The sequence below is a fragment of the Streptomyces sp. NPDC047081 genome (assembly GCF_040643775.1).
GTDB lineage: Bacteria > Actinomycetota > Actinomycetes > Streptomycetales > Streptomycetaceae > Streptomyces.
In genome coordinates this window covers 25,100-41,482 of record NZ_JBEYUY010000008.1, presented here as the reverse complement: position 1 = coordinate 41,482, position 16,383 = coordinate 25,100, and the positions used below count along the sequence as shown (strand labels likewise).

At 68.2% G+C, this 16,383-nt stretch carries 11 protein-coding genes and 1 pseudogene; 10 read left to right on the top strand and 2 right to left on the bottom strand.

What is annotated here, in order from left to right; all coding sequences use genetic code 11:
- Nucleotides 1-5: 5 nt before the first annotated feature.
- From ABZ848_RS17125 to ABZ848_RS17085, 9 genes and pseudogenes are all read left to right on the top strand, one after another.
- Nucleotides 6-2,003 (top strand): pectinesterase family protein, encoded by a 1,998-nt coding sequence (locus tag ABZ848_RS17125; protein ID WP_360832074.1) that lies wholly within the window; start codon nucleotides 6-8, stop codon nucleotides 2,001-2,003.
- Nucleotides 2,004-2,068: 65 nt separating this feature from the next.
- Nucleotides 2,069-3,406: a sugar ABC transporter substrate-binding protein gene (locus ABZ848_RS17120; protein WP_360832071.1), complete on the top strand. Its 1,338-nt coding sequence runs from the start codon at nucleotides 2,069-2,071 to the stop codon at nucleotides 3,404-3,406.
- 121 nt (nucleotides 3,407-3,527) lie between these two features.
- Entirely contained in the window at nucleotides 3,528-4,331 is an 804-nt protein-coding gene (locus ABZ848_RS17115) for a rhamnogalacturonan acetylesterase (protein ID WP_360832069.1), read from the top strand.
- 58 nt (nucleotides 4,332-4,389) lie between these two features.
- Nucleotides 4,390-5,661, top strand: a complete 1,272-nt coding sequence (locus ABZ848_RS17110) for a pectate lyase (RefSeq protein ID WP_360832066.1) — start codon at nucleotides 4,390-4,392, stop codon at nucleotides 5,659-5,661.
- 100 nt (nucleotides 5,662-5,761) lie between these two features.
- Nucleotides 5,762-6,925, top strand: a complete 1,164-nt coding sequence (locus ABZ848_RS17105; RefSeq protein WP_360832063.1) for a pectinesterase family protein — start codon at nucleotides 5,762-5,764, stop codon at nucleotides 6,923-6,925.
- A gap of 1 nt (nucleotide 6,926) precedes the next feature.
- Nucleotides 6,927-8,009, top strand: coding sequence for a pectinesterase family protein (locus tag ABZ848_RS17100; protein ID WP_360832061.1), 1,083 nt, complete (start codon nucleotides 6,927-6,929; stop codon nucleotides 8,007-8,009).
- Nucleotides 7,996-9,052, top strand: a pseudogene (locus ABZ848_RS17095) (alpha/beta fold hydrolase). Before ABZ848_RS17100 ends, ABZ848_RS17095 begins: the two are co-directional and overlap by 14 nt.
- A 42-nt stretch (nucleotides 9,053-9,094) precedes the next feature.
- Complete coding sequence (locus ABZ848_RS17090; RefSeq protein ID WP_360832058.1) at nucleotides 9,095-10,207, top strand: chondroitinase-B domain-containing protein; 1,113 nt, start codon at nucleotides 9,095-9,097, stop codon at nucleotides 10,205-10,207.
- A gap of 109 nt (nucleotides 10,208-10,316) precedes the next feature.
- On the top strand, nucleotides 10,317-11,114 hold the full coding sequence (locus ABZ848_RS17085; RefSeq protein WP_360832055.1) for an HAD family acid phosphatase: 798 nt from the start codon (nucleotides 10,317-10,319) through the stop codon (nucleotides 11,112-11,114).
- Here the strand turns inward: ABZ848_RS17085 and ABZ848_RS17080 are convergent.
- Nucleotides 11,107-13,224, bottom strand: a complete 2,118-nt coding sequence (locus ABZ848_RS17080) for a family 43 glycosylhydrolase (protein WP_360832053.1) — start codon at nucleotides 13,222-13,224, stop codon at nucleotides 11,107-11,109. The two genes, ABZ848_RS17085 and ABZ848_RS17080, sit on opposite strands and share 8 nt — an antisense overlap.
- A 188-nt stretch (nucleotides 13,225-13,412) precedes the next feature.
- On the opposite strand from ABZ848_RS17080, the gene ABZ848_RS17075 reads away from it, so the two are divergent.
- Nucleotides 13,413-14,567 (top strand): right-handed parallel beta-helix repeat-containing protein, encoded by a 1,155-nt coding sequence (locus ABZ848_RS17075; protein ID WP_360832050.1) that lies wholly within the window; start codon nucleotides 13,413-13,415, stop codon nucleotides 14,565-14,567.
- Nucleotides 14,568-14,660: 93 nt separating this feature from the next.
- Here the strand turns inward: ABZ848_RS17075 and ABZ848_RS17070 are convergent, their stop codons facing one another.
- Nucleotides 14,661-16,343, bottom strand: a complete 1,683-nt coding sequence (locus ABZ848_RS17070; RefSeq protein WP_360832048.1) for a rhamnogalacturonan lyase B N-terminal domain-containing protein — start codon at nucleotides 16,341-16,343, stop codon at nucleotides 14,661-14,663.
- Nucleotides 16,344-16,383: the final 40 nt, after the last annotated feature.

The window sequence follows — 16,383 nt, the reverse complement described above, 5'->3', positions numbered from 1 at the left end:
CCGCAATGACGCAGCACCTTCATAGCAAGCGCTTGCCGAGACCGGTGCCGAGACCGGGGACGGGCAAGGTTCTGGCCGCCGTGATCGGGCTGGTGGCCGCGCTGAGCCTCGGGGCGATCGGGCAGGCCAGGGCGGCGAACACCGTGCAGGCCCCGGTTTCCGCCGACCGTTTCAGCGACCGGGCGCACGGCTTCGCCTCCCTCGCCGGGGGCACCACCGGTGGCGCGGGCGGCAAGGTCGTGACGGTCACCGACCAGGCCTCGCTGATGAAGTACGCGGCGGCCGAAGAGCCGTACATCATAAGGGTGTTGGGGTCGATAGCCGTCGAGCCCTTCGGCTCGGACGTCGTCGTCGGCTCGGACAAGACCATCATCGGGGTCGGCGGCAGCGGCGAGATCGTGCACGGGGAGCTGCATCTCAACCCCGGTACGCACAACGTCATCATCCGCAATCTGACGATCCGTGACTCCTATGTCGAGGGCGACTGGGACGGCAAGACGCAGGACTTCGACGCGATCCAGCTCGACACCGTCGACCACGTCTGGATCGACCACAACCGCCTCACGCACATGGGAGACGGGCTGATCGACCTGCGCAAGGACAGCCAGTACATCACCGTCTCGTACAACCAATTCAGCAACCACAACAAGGCGTTCGGGATCGGCTGGACGACCAACGTCAAGACGCAGGTGACCATCGACCACAACTGGTTCACGGGTACGAAGCAGCGCAATCCGTCGGCCGACAACTGCGCCTATGCCCACCTCTACAACAACTACCTCTCGAACCAGGTGGCCGACGGGGACCCCGTCTGGACGTACGGGAACTGGTCCCGTGGCCACACGAAGATGGTCATCGAGAACAGCTACTACGACGGGATCCAGCACCCCTACCAGGCCGACGCCACCGCGGAGTTGGTGCAGCGCGGGTCGATCCTGAAGGACACGACCGGGCGGACCGACGAGTGGGGTGCCGCGTTCGATCCGCGGGAGTTCTACGACTACCGGCTGGACCCGGCCGCCGCCGTACCGGCACTGGTGAAGCGCTTCTCCGGGCCGCAGCGGCGGATCGGGATCACGCTCCACGTGCCCGGCGAGTACCCGACCGTGCAGGCCGCGGTGGACGCCGTGCCGGACGGGAACGCCGTGCCCGTGACGATCGCCGTCGCGCCGGGGACGTACCGGGCGAAGGTCTACATCCCCGCGACCAAGCCGAACGTCGTGCTGGAGGGGACCGGCCGGGACCGCTCGGACACGGTCATCGTCTACGACACGCCCGCCGCGTACGGGGGTTCGACGGGCAGCGCGACCGTGCGGATCGCGGCGAACGACGTCACCGCCCGCAACCTCACCTTCAGCAACGACTTCGACGAGGCCGCGGTCGAGCTGAACGGCGAGCAGGCCCTCGCGATGAAGACGACCGGCGACCGGATCGTCTTCGAGGACACGGCCTTCCTGGGCAACCAGGACACGCTGATGACGGACAGCCCGAAGCTGGACGCGACCAGCCGGGGCTACATCCACGACTCGTACATCGAGGGCGACGTCGACTTCGTCTACGGGCGGGCCACGACCGTGATCGAGCGGTCGGTGATCCGGCTGCTGAGCCGGGGCTCCACCACCAACAACGGCTACATGACGGCCGCTTCGACCTGGACGGGCAATCCGTACGGGTTCCTGATCACCCGGTCGAAGGTCGTCAGTGACGCGCCCGAGCAGTCCTTCCATCTGGGGCGGCCCTGGCATCCCGGCGGTGAACCGGCCGCAGTCGCCCAGGTGTTGATCCGGGACACCGAGCTGCCGGCCGCGGTCAAGTCGTCTCCGTGGACCGACATGAGCGGGTTCTCGTGGAAGGACGCGCGGTTCGCCGAGTACCGGAACTTCGGGCCGGGCGCGGCTGTCACGGCCGACCGGCCGCAGATGAGTGATGCCGACGCGTGGACGCACACCGTCGCCGACTACCTCAGCGGCGACGACAACTGGGCGCCCTACGCCCGCCGTTGAGCAGCGTCTCGCAGACCCCCCACAACTTCATATCTCCGTTGGATCCAGAAGAAGAGAGCCGACCAATGAAGAGCAGCATCCGTAGAAGCAGGCGCGTCGCCATCGCCGTCGCCCTGGGCTCCGTGCTCGCGCTGACCGCCACCGCCTGCGGCGACGACGGCAGCGGCAGCGCGGGGGACAAGGGGAACGAGGGCTCCGGCAAGGGCGAGATCACCTTCTGGGACAACAACGGCGGTGTCCGCACCGACATCTGGAAGGAGATCATCGCCGACTTCGAGAAGGCCAACCCGAACATCAAGGTCAAGTACGTCGGCATCCCCGCCGCGAGCGCCCAGTCCAAGTACGACACGGCCATCCAGGGCGGCGGCCTGCCGGACGTCGGCGGTGTCGGCACGGCGATGCTCGCCGAGGTGGCCGTGCAGGGGGCGCTGGAGCCGCTGGACAGCCGGCTGGAGAAGAGCTCGCTGAACGGCAAACTGAGCCAGAACCTGCTGGACAGCAGCAGGGCCGCCGGTGGCGGCGGCAAGCTGTACCAGATCCCGACCTCGTCGAACAACGGCACGCTGTGGTACCGGACCGACCTGTTCAAGAAGGCCGGCCTGGACGCGCCGACCACGTGGTCGAAGTTCTACACGGCCGCCGACAAGCTCACGAACAAGAGCAAGAACGAGTTCGGGTTCACGATTCGCGGCGGCGAGGGGTCCATCGCGCCGGCGCTGGACGCCGCGTACAGCCAGAGCGGAATCACCTCGTTCTGGAACGGCGACACGACGACCGTCAACGACCCCAAGAACGTCGCCGCGTTGGAGAAGTACGTCGCGCTGTACAAGAAGGACACACCGTCCGCCGACGTCAACAACGACTTCACCAAGATGGTCGCGCAGTGGGACAGCGGCACGATCGGGATGCTGAGCCACAACCTCGGCTCGTACCAGGACCACTTGAAGGCGCTCGGTGCCGACAAGTTCCGGGGGCTGCCCAACCCGACACAGGACGACGGGACCCGGGTGCAGATCTCCAACCCGGTCGACGGGTTGAGCGTCTTCAAGTCCAGCAAGAACAAGGCGGCCGCCTGGAAGTTCGTGGAGTTCGCGGTTTCGCATGCGGAGAACTCGAAGTTCAACGAGTCCGCCGGGCAGATTCCGGCGAACACGGAGGCCGCGCAGGACGCGTGGATCCAGAAGGCCGAGCCGACGAAGCTGGCGGCCGAGGCGTTGAACGGTGACGGTACGAAGATCGTGCAGCTGCCGTACTACCTGCCGGACTGGAACACCATCTCCAAGGCCGACAACGAGCCGAACTTCCAGAAGGTGCTGCTCGGGAAGATGAGCGTGAAGGAGTTCCTGGACACGCTGGCCGATCAGCTGAACAAGGCTCAGGCGGACTGGAAGAAGAACCACTGAGGTTTTGCGTAGATGCGGTTGGTGGGGGACTGTCGGTCGGTTGTGGCTGGTCGCGCCCGCGCGGCGATAGCCGCAAATTCACCGCAGTCCCGCACCCCTCAGGTCAGAAAGGTGCAGGGTCTTGTCAGTCACCCGCAGACAAATCACCGCGGCCGCTCTTGCCGCCGTTCCTCTCGCGCTCGCGGGCAATCCCGCTCAAGCAGCGCAGCGCCATCGCACGCTCTACATCGCCGGTGATTCCACCGCCGCGCAGAAATACGCCGACGCCGCCCCGGAGACCGGGTGGGGCATGGCGCTTCCGTTCTTCCTTCGGAAAGAACTCGCCGTCGCCAATCACGCCGTGAACGGGCGGAGTTCGAAGAGTTTCGTCGACGAAGGTCGGCTCGATGCCATTCTCGGGCTGATCTGGCCCGGCGATCTCCTTCTCATCCAGTTCGCGCACAACGACGAGAAGAGCGCCGATCCCATCCGGTACACCGAGCCCTGGACGACGTACCAGGACTATCTGCGGCTGTACATCGAGGGGGCCCGCTCCAAGGGGGCCCGGCCCGTGCTCGCCACTCCCGTCGAGCGCCGGAAGTTCGACGCCGACGGCAACGCGGTGCCGACCCACGGCGACTATCCCGCGGCCATGCGCGCGCTCGCCCAGGAGGAGCGGGTCGCGCTGCTCGACGTCGAGGCGTTGTCGCTCGCGCTCTGGCAGGAGCTCGGGGTCGAGGAGACGAAGGTCTACTTCAACTGGACCGACACCGAGCAGGACAACACGCACTTCAACCCGCCGGGCGCGATCGCCGTGGCGCGGCTCGTGGCGCGGGAGCTGCTGCGCACGCGGGTGCTCGCACCGCGGGACGTCATCCGGCTGCACGACGAGATTCCCACGTCCTGGATCACCTGGCCCGAGGCGACCGACGCCTCGGCCGTGTAACGAGGAGAGCCGCACAGTGCGTACACAGAAATGTCATGGACGCGTCATAGCGTCCGTCGTGGGGTGCACCGCCCTGGTGCTCGGCGTCACCGGGGCCTCCGCCGCCCAGGCCCAGCCCAGGGACCTCGCCCGCCAGGTGCTGGGCGCGAACGACGGCTGGGGCTCCTACGGCACCGGCACCACCGGCGGCTCGGCCGCCGACTCCGCGCACGTCTACACCGTCACCGACTGGGCCGGCTTCAAGGCCGCCCTCGCCGACGGAGGCAGCGCGCCGAAGATCATCAAGGTGAAGGGCACCATCGATGCCGACGGGCCGAGCTGTGACTCGTTCGCGGTGGCCGGGTACGACTTCGCCGCCTACCTCGCCAAGTACGACCCCGCCGTCTGGGGGCACGACAAGACGCTCGACGCCGAGCCCGACGACAGCCCCGAGGGGCTGAGGCGTGCCTCGGCCGCCCAGCAGGACGCCTACATCAAGGCGGACATCCCGGCCAACACCACGATCATCGGCGTCGGCAAGGACGCCGGCTTCAAGGGCGCCAGCCTGCAGATCAAGGGCGTCGACAACGTCATCGTGCGGAATCTGGCCTTCGAGAGCCCGCTCGACTGCTTCCCGCAGTGGGACCCGACCGACACCGCCGACGGCAACTGGAACTCCGAGTACGACAGCGCCGTCGTCTACGGGTCGACGCATGTGTGGATGGACCACGACACCTTCACCGACGGCGACCACCCGGACAGCACGCTGCCTTACTACTTCGGGCGGATCTACGAGCAGCACGACGGCGAGCTCGACATCGTCAAGGGCGCCGACTACGTCACCGCCTCCTGGAACGTCTTCGAGGACCACGACAAGACGATCCTGATCGGCAACAGCGACAGCGCCTCGACGGCCGCCGTCGACCGGGGGCATCTGAAGGTCACCTTCCACCACAACCTGTTCTCGAACCTGGTGGAGCGGGCGCCGCGCGTCCGGTTCGGACAAGTCGACTCGTACAACAACCACTTCGTGGCCCAGGACGGCTTCTCCTACAGCTACGGCATCGGCATGGAGTCCCAACTCGTCGCCGAGCACAACGCGTTCACGCTGGCCGACGGGGTGAGCGCCGGTTCGATCCTGAAGAAGTGGAAGGAAGCGCCGCTGACCGCCGACGACAACTACGTCAACGGCGAGCTCACCGACCTGATCGCCGTCCACAACGCCGAAGTACCCACGGAGATCCTCCAGTCGGGCGCGGGCTGGACGCCCACCCTGCGCACGAAGACCGACCCGGCGAAGAAGGTACCGGGCATCGTCGACCGCGGCGCGGGCGCAGGCCGCATCTGCTGACACCGCCGTACCGGCCGGGGCGGATGCCGACCACTGCCCCGGCCCCATCCCCCACGCGAGGAAACCCCCTGCTTGAGCCGCACCCCCAAGGAGCACCCGCATGTCCTCGCACCACAGCCAACTCCCCCTGTCCAGAAGGGGATTCCTGCTCGCGACCGCCGCGACGGCCACCGCGCTCGGCCTGGCGTCGGGCCCGGCCCGGGCCGACGGCACGTCCGCATCGGTATTCACCGGCACCGACGGCCACCGACGCCCCTTCGGCCGCTTCGGCTCGCCCGCCGCCCGCCTCACCCCGCAGACCCTGTATGTCGACGCCCAGGGCCGCGGCGACCACACCACCGTCAAGGACGCCGTCACAGCGGCCGCCGGCAGTGGCTGGACCCTGGTTCTCGCGCCCGGCGTCTACCGCGAGACGGTCTCCGTCGACGTCACCCGTACGGAGGCCACCTGGATCGGCGCCTCCGAGGACCCGCGCGATGTCGTGATCGTCTACGACAACGCGGCCGGCACCCCCAAGCCCGGCGGCGGCACCTACGGCACCACCGGCTCGGCCACCACCACCGTGCAGGCCGACGGTTTCACCGCCCGCTGGATCACCTTCGCCAACGACTGGCTGCGCGCCGACCACCCCGAGATCACCGGGACCCAGGCGGTGGCCATCAAGGTGCAGGGCGACCGCAGTGCCTTCGCCCACTGCCGCTTCCTCGGCCACCAGGACACCCTGTACTCCGACTCGATGGCCCTCGGCACCTTCGCCCGCCAGTACTACACGGGGTGTTACGTCGAGGGTGACGTCGACTTCGTCTTCGGGCGGGCCACGGCCGTCTACGACCGCTGCCAATTCCGGACGCTGAACCGCACCGACCTCGCCGCCGCGCCCTACGGCTTCGTCTTCGCGCCGTCCACCGCGGTCGCCAATCCGCGCGGCTACCTGGTGACCCGCTCCACCGTGAGCAGTGAAGCCCCGGACGCCTACTACAAGTTGGCCCGCCCCTGGGTGCCCGGCTCCGACCCCACCGCCCGCCCGATGCTGACCGTCCGGGACACCCACCTCGGCCCCGGCATCGACGCGGTCACGCCCTACACCAACATGTCGGACACCTATCCGTGGCAGAGCCAGCGGTTCGCCGAGTACCGCAACACCGGGCCGGGGGCCAGGATCACCGTCCCCGCGAACCGGCCCCAACTCACCGGCACGGAAGCGGAGTCGGCGACCCGCGAGACCTACCTCGGCGACTGGGCGCCCTGGAAGGAGGGCTGCTGAGATGCCCACCCGACGCGCTCTCCTGACGGGCCTCACCGGAGGCCTCCTCGCCGCGGGCACCGGCCGCGCTTTCGCAGCCGGCTCCGCCTCTGCGGCAAGCCTTTCCGGCGCCGACCCCGTCTCCACCGGCTCCCGCCGTGTCCTGCACGTCCACCCCGGCGACTCCCTCCAAGCAGCCGTCGACACAGTGGGCGGCCCGGGCCGGACGATCGTCGTCCACCCTGGCACCTATCGCGAGGTCGTCAACATCCCGGCGACCACTGCCGAGTTGACCATCCGCGGTGCCACCCGCGACCCCCGCGCCACCGTCGTCGTCTTCGACCACGCCAACGGCACGAAGAAGCCCGACGGCACCACCTACGGCACGGCCGGCTCCGCCACCTTCACCTCCGCCGCGCCCGGGCTGACCGTCCGCGACCTGACCCTCGCCAACGACTGGCTGCGCGCCGACCACCCCGACATCACCGGCACCCAGGCGGTCGCGGCCTACGTCACGGGCGACCGGTCGTACTTCGAGAACGTCCGGCTCCTCGCCCGCCAGGACACCCTCTTCGTCGACACGAGCGCGCTCGACGCCTTCGACCGGCAGTACTTCCGCCGCTGTCACATCGAGGGTGACGTCGACTTCGTCTTCGGGCGGGCCACCGCCGTCTTCGACGAGTGCCACTTCCACACCCTCCAGCGGGACGTCACCTTCACCCCCAAGGGCATGGTCTTCGCCCCCTCCACCGCCCGTGCCAACCCGCACGGCATCCTCGCCGTCCGCTCCCGGATCACCTCCGGCGCGGAGGACGCGGCGTACAAACTGGCCCGCCCATGGGTCCCGTCGTACGAGACGACCGCCTGGCCCTCGCTGGTCGTCCGCGACTCCTGGATCGGGCCCGGCATCGACCCCGTCGTGCCCTACACCAACATGCGGGACACCTATCCCTGGCAGACCATGCGTTTCAGGGAGTACGCCAACTCCGGCCCCGGCGCGGTGATTTCGGTGCCGGACAACCGGCCGCAGCTGACGCCCGAGGAGGCCGGCTCGCACACCAGGAAGGCCTACCTGGGCGACTGGCGGCCGTATGAGCGCTCCTGACGGTCTCTACCCGGCGCTGAAGAAGGAGCTCAACTTCCCCCTCGCCTGGGGCACTTCACCCGTCCGCGACTTCGAGGAGTGGCGGCACACCGCCCGCGCCGAGGTCGAGGAGCACCTCCTGGTGGAGCGGCAGGACGAGACGCCGTACGCATCCGAGTACGACGGCATCTCCGAAGGTGACGGATACACAAGGGAGTTGGTCACCCTCTCCCTCACCCGTCACGAACGTGTCCGCGGCGCCCTGCTCACCCCGCGGGGCCGCCCCGGGCCCTTCCCCGCCGTGCTGCTCCTCCACGACCACGGGTCCCGGTTCGACATCGGGAAGGAGAAGTTCGTCCGGCCCTGGTACGACGACCGGCGCCTCGCCTCCGCGCGGGACTGGGCGGGCTGTCACTTCAGCGGGCGGTTCGTCGGCGACGAGCTCGCCCGGCGCGGATACGTCGTGCTGTGCCTGGACGCTCCCGGCTGGGGCGACCGCGGCCCCGTCACCTACGAGCAACAGCAGGCCCTGGCAAGCAACTTCTTCAACCTCGGCTCCTCCCTCGCCGGACTCATGGCCCGCGAGGACGCGCGCGGCCGAGTTCCTCGCCGGCCTCGACCGGGTGGACCCCCGGCGGGTCGCGGCCGTCGGCTACTCCATGGGCGCCTACCGCGCCTGGCAGACCGCCGCGCTCACCGACGCCGTCGCTGCCGTCGCCGCCGTCTGCTGGATGAGCGGTCTCAAGCAGCTGATGGTGCCCGGCAACAACATCCTGCGCGGGCAGTCCGCGTACTACATGCTCCACCCGGGGCTGCCCCGCTACCTCGACTTCCCCGACGTGGCGAGCATCGCCGCACCCAGGCCGGTGCTCTTCTTCGACGGCGGCCTCGATCCGCTGTTCCCGCCGGAGGGCGTCCAAGCCGCCTACGACCGGCTGCGCGCCGTCTGGCGCTCCCGCCACGCCGAGGAGCGGTTGCACCTGAAGTCCTGGCCCGACCTCGGCCATGTCTTCACCGACCGCATGCAGGACGAGGTCCTCACCTGGCTCGACCGCGTCCTGTGATCCCCCCATCCACATCCCCGCACGACGAAAGGACCGCACTCCATGTCTCGTCGTACCGCTCTCGCCACCGCGGCGGCCCTCGCCCTCGGCGCCGGCCTCGCCGTCCTCCCCACCCAGGCGCAGGCCGCCACCGTGGTCGTCAGCAACTCGACCGACCTGTCCAACGCCATCAAGAACGCCACCGCCGGCACCGTCATCCAGGTCCGCGGCGGCACCTACTACCCGACGGCCACCCTCCAGTCCACGGCCAACGGCACCTCCTCGTCGCCGATCACGCTCACCGCGTACGGCTCGGAGACCGTGAAGATCGACGGGTCCTCGCTGCCCTCCGGCGACTGGATCTTCAAGCTGACCGCCGACTACTGGAACGTCTCCAACATCACCTTCCAGAACTCCCCGGACAGCGCGGTCGTCTGCCAGTCCTGCACCGGCACCAACTGGAACAACATCAAGACCATCAACGGCGGCGACTCCGGCTTCACCCTCACCGGCGACGGGACCGTCAACAACACGGTCAAGAACATCGACTCGTACGGCAACTACGACGCCGCCAACCACGGCGAGAACGCCGACGGGATCGCCATCAAGTTCGGCTCCGGCAGCGGGAACCTCGTCACCGGCGCCCGGCTCTACAACAACTCGGACGACGGGATCGACTTCTGGTCCTTCTCCACGCCGGTCACCGTCGAGCACACCTGGTCCTTCGGCAACGGCGTCAACCGCTGGTCCGACTCCGCCTTCGCGGGCGACGGCAACGGCTACAAGCTGGGCGGCGACGGCGAGGTGGTCGCCCACGTCGTCAACAACTCCGCGGCCTGGGGCAACGCCGGCAACGGCTTCACCGAGAACTCCAACACCGGCGCGATCGTCATCAACCGCACCACCGCGTACGCCAACAGCAAGTGGGGCTACTACTTCGCCACCAGCTCGGCGAAGCTCGGCAAGAACCTCGCCGTGAGCAACGGCAGCGGCTCGGTCACCAAGGGCTCCTCGGTCACCTCGTCCGGCAACAACTGGGACTCCGGGATCTCGACGCCCGCGTTCATCTCGACGGACGCGAGCAGCACGTACAACGCCCGTAGTTCCAGCGGCACCCTGCCCGCGACCACGTTCCTGACGACCGGCAGCAGCACGATCGGCGCCACCATGAACTGAACCGGAACCCGCCCGTCCGGGGCGCTTGACCCGTTCTTTGCCCGACACATAGGTCTCGATCGGGCAACGGGTCTCGCGCCCACGGGGGTGACGCGCGTAGAAACCTGTCATGCATAAGCCACTGCGTATCGCGGCGATCGCCGCAGCGTGTGCCGTCACCGGCGCCGCTCTCTACGGCGCCGGTGCCGCCACGGCCGGCCAGTCCACGGCCAACTCCACCCACGAGCCCTACAACATCGGGCTCCTGGTCAAGGACATCGACACCTACTACGGCACCACGGCCGACGCCAACGGCGTGTACCAGGCGTCCCCGGACAGCCCGTACGCCGATGACCTCGCGCGCATCGACGCCGCTGCCCGCAAGTACATCGACCAGGCGGCCCGCAAGGCCCACCACCGCGGCGAGAAGCCCGCGGTCGTCTTCGACATCGACGACACGCTGCTGCTCAGCCTGGACTACGAGAAGCGCTACAACTACACGTACAACTCGACCACTTGGGCCGACTACGTGAACAAGGCGGACCGCCCTGGCGTGTTCGGCAGCGCCGAGCTGGTCCAGTACGCCGAGTCCAAGGGTGTCGAGGTCTTCTACAACTCCGGTCTGAGCGAGGCGCAGCGCACCGCCGCCGTCGCCAACCTGAAGAAGATCGGCGCCGATGTGAACCTCGACGCCGACCACATGTTCCTCAAGGACAAGGCGAACCCGCCGGCCTACCTGAGCGCCTGCGCCACCCCGGGCACCTGGAACTGCACGACCGTGCAGTACAAGTCCGGCACGCGCAAGCACATCGAGGACGACCTCGGGTACGAGGTCGTCGCCAACTTCGGTGACCAGTACTCGGACCTCGACGGCGGATACGCCGACCGCACCTACAAGCTCCCGAACCCGACGTACTTCGTCAGCTAGGCTTGTCGGTCCGTACCGGCCCGATCGACTCCAGGGTCGGCACGACCGGCTGAAGGGTACCGTCCGCGGCGAACCACAGCCGGTCGACGGTCGTCTCCCGGTGCATGCCGTCACCGCCGGGCCTGCCAGGCCCGTTCAGGGCGAAGCGATGGTAGACGATGTACCAGTCGTCGGTGCCGGGCGCGTTCACCACGGAGTGGTGGCCGGTGCCGAGGATGCCGTACTCGGGACGCTTGGACAGGATCGTCCCCCGCTTGGTCCACGGACCGAGCGGGGACGGTCCCGTCGCGTAGGCGACGTGGTAGTTCTCGCTGCGGGTGTCGTCCTCGGACCACATGAAGTAGTAGGTGCCCTTCCGCTTGATCACGAAGGATCCCTCCCGGAAGTCGTCCGGGGTGATGTCCTTCACCTTCGCAGGGTCGTACGAGGTCATGTCCTCGTTCAGCGGTACGACGTACCCGTGCCCGTTGCCCCAGTAGAGGTACGAGGTCCCGTCGTCGTCCGTGAAGACGGCCGGGTCGATCATCTGGCCCGCCAGCGAACCGCCCTTCGCCACCAGGGGTTTGCCGAGCGCGTCCTTGAAGGGCCCGGCGGGGGAGTCGGCGACCGCCACCCCGATCTGCTGCTCGGCGCAGAAGTAGAAGTAGTACTTGCCGTCGCGCTCGGCGACCGCGGGCGCCCAGGCGTACTCGTCCGCCCAGGAGACGTCCGGGCCGAGGTCGAGGATGACGCCGTGGTCCTTCCAGTGGACCAGGTCGGGTGACGAGTAGGCCTTGAAACTCGTGCTGCCCCAGCCCTGGTTGCCGTCGGTCGTCGGATAGATCCAGTACTGGCCGTCGAGACAGTGCACGTCCGGGTCGGCGTCGAGGCCGGGCAGGATCGGGCTGCGGGTGCGGACGGCCTCGACGGTCCAGGTGCAGGCGGTGCCGTCGGCGGCCGTCACGGTGTACGTCTGCGGGGTCCGGAAGTCGTGGTGCGTACCGGACTTGGGGCTGACGCTCGCGCCCTTACCCACCGCGAGCTTCGGCGCCAGGCGGGACAGGTCCGCGTCCGGCTTCATCGGCAGCACGACCTTCGAGGAGGCCTCGGTGACGACGGCGTACCCCTTCTGGTCCTTGGCCGTCGCGTCCACGACCGAGGTCGGGGTCGCCGGATACGCGGCCAGCAGCCGGTCGTACTCCTCCTGCGTCACCGGAAGTACCGTGCCGTGCCGCGGACTTGAGGGCAGCTGGTAGTTGCTGGACGGCGTCCACTTCCCGGAGTCGAGGTCGGTCGTCTCGAAGGGGACGTAACCGCGGCCGCCGTACTCGTCGATGAACAGGTACCACTTCTTCTCGGTGTTGGACCTGAAGACCGTCGGCCCCTCGCCGCGGTCGATCGCGCCGCTGCCGATGCAGTCCGAGACGAAGTCGTACGTGGTCGAGGTCAGGCTCGTCGACTTCTCGCCGGTGATGAACTTCGAGCACGGCGAGCTGGAGGACGGGTCGCGCTCGTCCTTGGTGTAGCGGTAGTAAGTGTCCTTGTACTTCACGACAGTCGAGTCGATCACCGAGTAGCCGGGGTCGTCCCAGACCTTCGGCTCGCTGAAGGTGCGGAAGTCCTTCGTCGTGGCGTAGAGCATCTTGTTGTACGTCGACCCGGTGTGGTCGGGGTCGTCGTCGGCGTACAGCTTCGACGCCCAGAAGACGACGTACTCACCCAGCGAGCCGTCCCAAGAGGCCTCCGGCGCCCAGGTGTTGCCCGCGTTGTCCGGGGCCACCTTCACCAGGCGCTGGTCGGTCCAGTGAACCAGGTCGGTGGACTCCCAGATCATGACGGACCTGCTGCCGTGCCGCTGGACGTAGTCCCAACTGCCGCTGCTGTTCTTGTACATGCGCAGGTCGGTGGCGATGAGATAGAACCTGTCGCCCTTGGGGGAGCGGATCACGAAGGGGTCGCGCAGGCCCTTCTCGCCGGTCGTCGACGTCAGGACCGGCTTGCCCTGGTTCAACTCCCGCCAGTGCAGGGGGTCGTTGCCGCGGCTGAGGGCGTAGCGGATCTGTTCGCCGTCGGCGGTGCCCTCGCCGGTGAAGTAGGCGAAGAGGTAACCGGCGTACTTGGGGTGGTTCACGGGCGGGGCTCCTGAGTGGGCGGTGCATGCGCGCCTTCGGAGTGTCACCAGTGGGAAACAGCACGTCAACCGGTAGACGGGGGATGGAGCGGGGCGAAAGTTTCGGGGGTTTTCGGTGGGGCGCGGCAACCTTTCCGGCCTTGGCGGCGACCTGATCGCGTAGGCATCCCCTAGGAAAGGAACGCCCAGTGCGACTCAGCACCGGACGCCACCGTCGGACGCGCACGCTCTCCATCGCCGCGGCGGTGGCCGTCTCCGCCGGGGCGGGCGGCGTCTACCTCGGCCTGTCGAACGGCGGCGCCCAGGCCGCGACGACGACGGTCACCGTGTCCACCACGGCCCAGCTGGAGTCGGCCGTGAAGAACGCCGCCGCGGGCACCGTCATCCAGGTGCGCGCCGGCACGTACTACCCGACGGCCACCCTCAAGTCCACGGCCAGCGGCACGAGTTCGAGCCGGATCACCCTCCAGGCGTACGGCAGCGAGAAGGTGAAGATCGACGGCTCCAAGCTGCCCGCCGGCTCCTGGCTCACCGGCATCTACGGCAGCTACTGGACCGTCCAGAACCTCACCTTCCAGAACTCCCCGGCCCAGGGCTTCGTCGTCACCTCGTCCACCGGCGGTGTCTTCAAGAACCTCGTCACCGCGAACAACGGCGACTCCGGGTTCACGCTGCGCGGCGACGACACGGTGAACAACCTCGTCCAGAACCTGGACAGTTACGGCAACTACGACGCCGCCGGGCACGGTCAGAACGCGGACGGCATCGCGATCAAGTTCGGCTCGGGCACGGGCAACAAGGTCACCGGGGCCCGCCTCTACAACAACTCCGACGACGGCCTCGACCTGTGGCAGTTCTCCTCGCCGGTCACCATCGAGCACAGCTGGGCCTTCGGCAACGGCAAGAACCGCTGGAACGACTCCGCCTTCGAGGGCAACGGCAACGGGTTCAAGCTGGGCGGCGGGGGCGTCGCGGTCGCGCACGTCGTCAACAACAACGCGGCCTGGGACAACACGCTCAACGGCTTCACCGAGAACTCCAACACCGGCGCGATCGTCCTGAACCGCAACACCGCGTACTCCAACGCCGAGGCCGGCTTCTACTTCGCCACGGGCAAGGCCCGCCTGGCCCGCAACCTGGCGGTGAGCAACAAGGGCGGTCTGGACAAGCTGAGTTCGTCGACGGTGTCCGCGGCGAACAACTGGGACAGCGGTGTCTCGACCCCGGCCTTCAAGTCGACGGACGCGACGACGGCGTACGGAGCCCGCAAGTCGGACGGCTCGCTCCCGGCGACCACGTTCCTCACCACGGGGTCCACGACCATCGGATCCACCATGAACTGAACCGGGAAGACCGAACGCCCCGCCGGTCGTCACCGGCGGGGCGTCTGTCGCCGACGAGGGGGGCTCAGTCGGCGGCTGCTGACCGAGGGGGGCTCAGGTCAGCAGGTCCATGGCGTCGAACGACGTGCCGGCGCTGAGGTACGCAGCGCCGCCCGAGCCGCTCACGATGTTGATCTTCAGGACGTTGTACTGGGAGGTGTCCGTCTTCCACGCACTACTAGGGACGCTGAAAGTGAAGGTGTGGTTGTTCCCGCGGTAGGAACCCGTGGTGAGGGAACGCGTTGAGGGCTGTGTGGGCGCAGTGGGAATCGGGGACACCCACTCGTTCACGGTAACCCGCGGCCGCCCGTTGGAGAATGCGTCGGTCACACCCACTCGCAGCGTGTGCGCGGCCGCCGCCTGCGCCTTGGTCAGCTTGAAGTAGACCAGGATCCCGTCGTTGACGTCCTTCCAGATGTACGCCGGGAAGGACGCGGCCTCGCTGCCGCTGCCGATCGTGACGTTGCCGGTCCACTTCGCCGCGCGCCCGTCGGACGGATGCGCGTACGTCATCAGCTCGGCGTTCTTGAACTCCCCGGGCGTGCCGTCCCAGTCGCCCAGCCGCCAGACGGCACCCGCGGTGGACGGGTCGCCGGTGATGGCGAGCGTGTGCAGGGACGTCGTACCGCCCGCCGTGACCTTCACCGACTCGGTGTGCACGGCCAGTTCGTTCTTGTAGACGGTCAGCGTGTACGTCCCCGGCAGCATCCCCTTGCAGGAGAAGGCCCCGGTGCCGGCCGCGGCCTTCGCCCAGTACTGCGCGTCCGCGTTCGCGAAGCCCACGGTGTACGGGTACTTCGCGTCCATGCCCTTCAGGCCGACGCCCGCCACCTTGCCGCGCCCTGCCTTGCCGACCCAGCCCGTGATCCCGAGGCCGTCCACCCACGAGGTGTCGAGGTTGGCCTGGAAGAGCGAGGAGGAGGGCGCGCCGCCGTCCGTGAACGAGATGACGTACGGACCCTGGAGGCCGAAACGTTCCGCCTCCGTCTGGGCCTCGTTGTAGTGCAGGATCTCGTACAGGCCCGCACCGCCCTCGTTCGAGTGGCGAAGGAGGGAGCGGTAGAAGGGGCCGCCGGACGCCTTCTCGTGGTTGGAGCGGACCAGCCAGAGGCCGACCGAACCCGTCGTGAGGCCGACGTAGTCGTAGTCGATGGTCCGCTTGCCCGAGTAGTGCTTGGAGTGGGTCGTGCCGTCCGGGGCCCGCCAGACGTCACCCGCCTCGATGATCGTGTCCTTCGTCGAGTCCCAGGCGTCCGAGCCAGTGTTGGGGAACATGCCAGGCTTGAGGCGGACGATGTAGCGGGTCGCGGTGAAGGACGCGTCCGCCTTGTCCGTCCACAGGTACACGTTGTCCTGGCCGCTGCGGGCCGCGTACCACTGGGTGATCGCGCCGTGCACGACCTTGATCAGGATCGTCGACCCGGACTGCTCGATCGTGACCGTGGAGGCGCCGAGCCCCGACTCGACGTGCGAGTGCTTGCCGCCGTACCCCTCGTACTCCTTGCCCTTGTAGGCCAGGGACGTGATGTCGCCGGTCGTCCTGGAGACCCTGAAGACGAGGGCGGAGCCGGTGTTCACGACGTAGTTCTTGCCGTCGTCGCTGTACCCGAAGCCCGCGGCGGAGGCGGAGGCCAGCAGGCCGGTGCCGCCCGCGACCGCGGCGCCGGTGGCGGCCACGCCGATCGCGGAGGCCCCCAGCACACGTCTGCGGGTGAGGTGCTTCTTGTGCGTGCTCAAGGGTCTTGCTCCGTGGGGACTCGAGGAACCTTCTGTCTCC

Bases quoted from the DNA above. Each gene is read 5' to 3' on its own strand.
- ABZ848_RS17125 (WP_360832074.1), top strand. From the start codon at position 6: ATGACGCAGCACCTTCATAGCAAGCGCTTGCCGAGACCGGTGCCGAGA.
- ABZ848_RS17120 (WP_360832071.1), top strand. From the start codon at position 2,069: ATGAAGAGCAGCATCCGTAGAAGCAGGCGCGTCGCCATCGCCGTCGCC.
- ABZ848_RS17105 (WP_360832063.1), top strand. From the start codon at position 5,762: ATGTCCTCGCACCACAGCCAACTCCCCCTGTCCAGAAGGGGATTCCTG.
- ABZ848_RS17100 (WP_360832061.1), top strand. From the start codon at position 6,927: ATGCCCACCCGACGCGCTCTCCTGACGGGCCTCACCGGAGGCCTCCTC.
- ABZ848_RS17090 (WP_360832058.1), top strand. From the start codon at position 9,095: ATGTCTCGTCGTACCGCTCTCGCCACCGCGGCGGCCCTCGCCCTCGGC.
- ABZ848_RS17085 (WP_360832055.1), top strand. From the start codon at position 10,317: ATGCATAAGCCACTGCGTATCGCGGCGATCGCCGCAGCGTGTGCCGTC.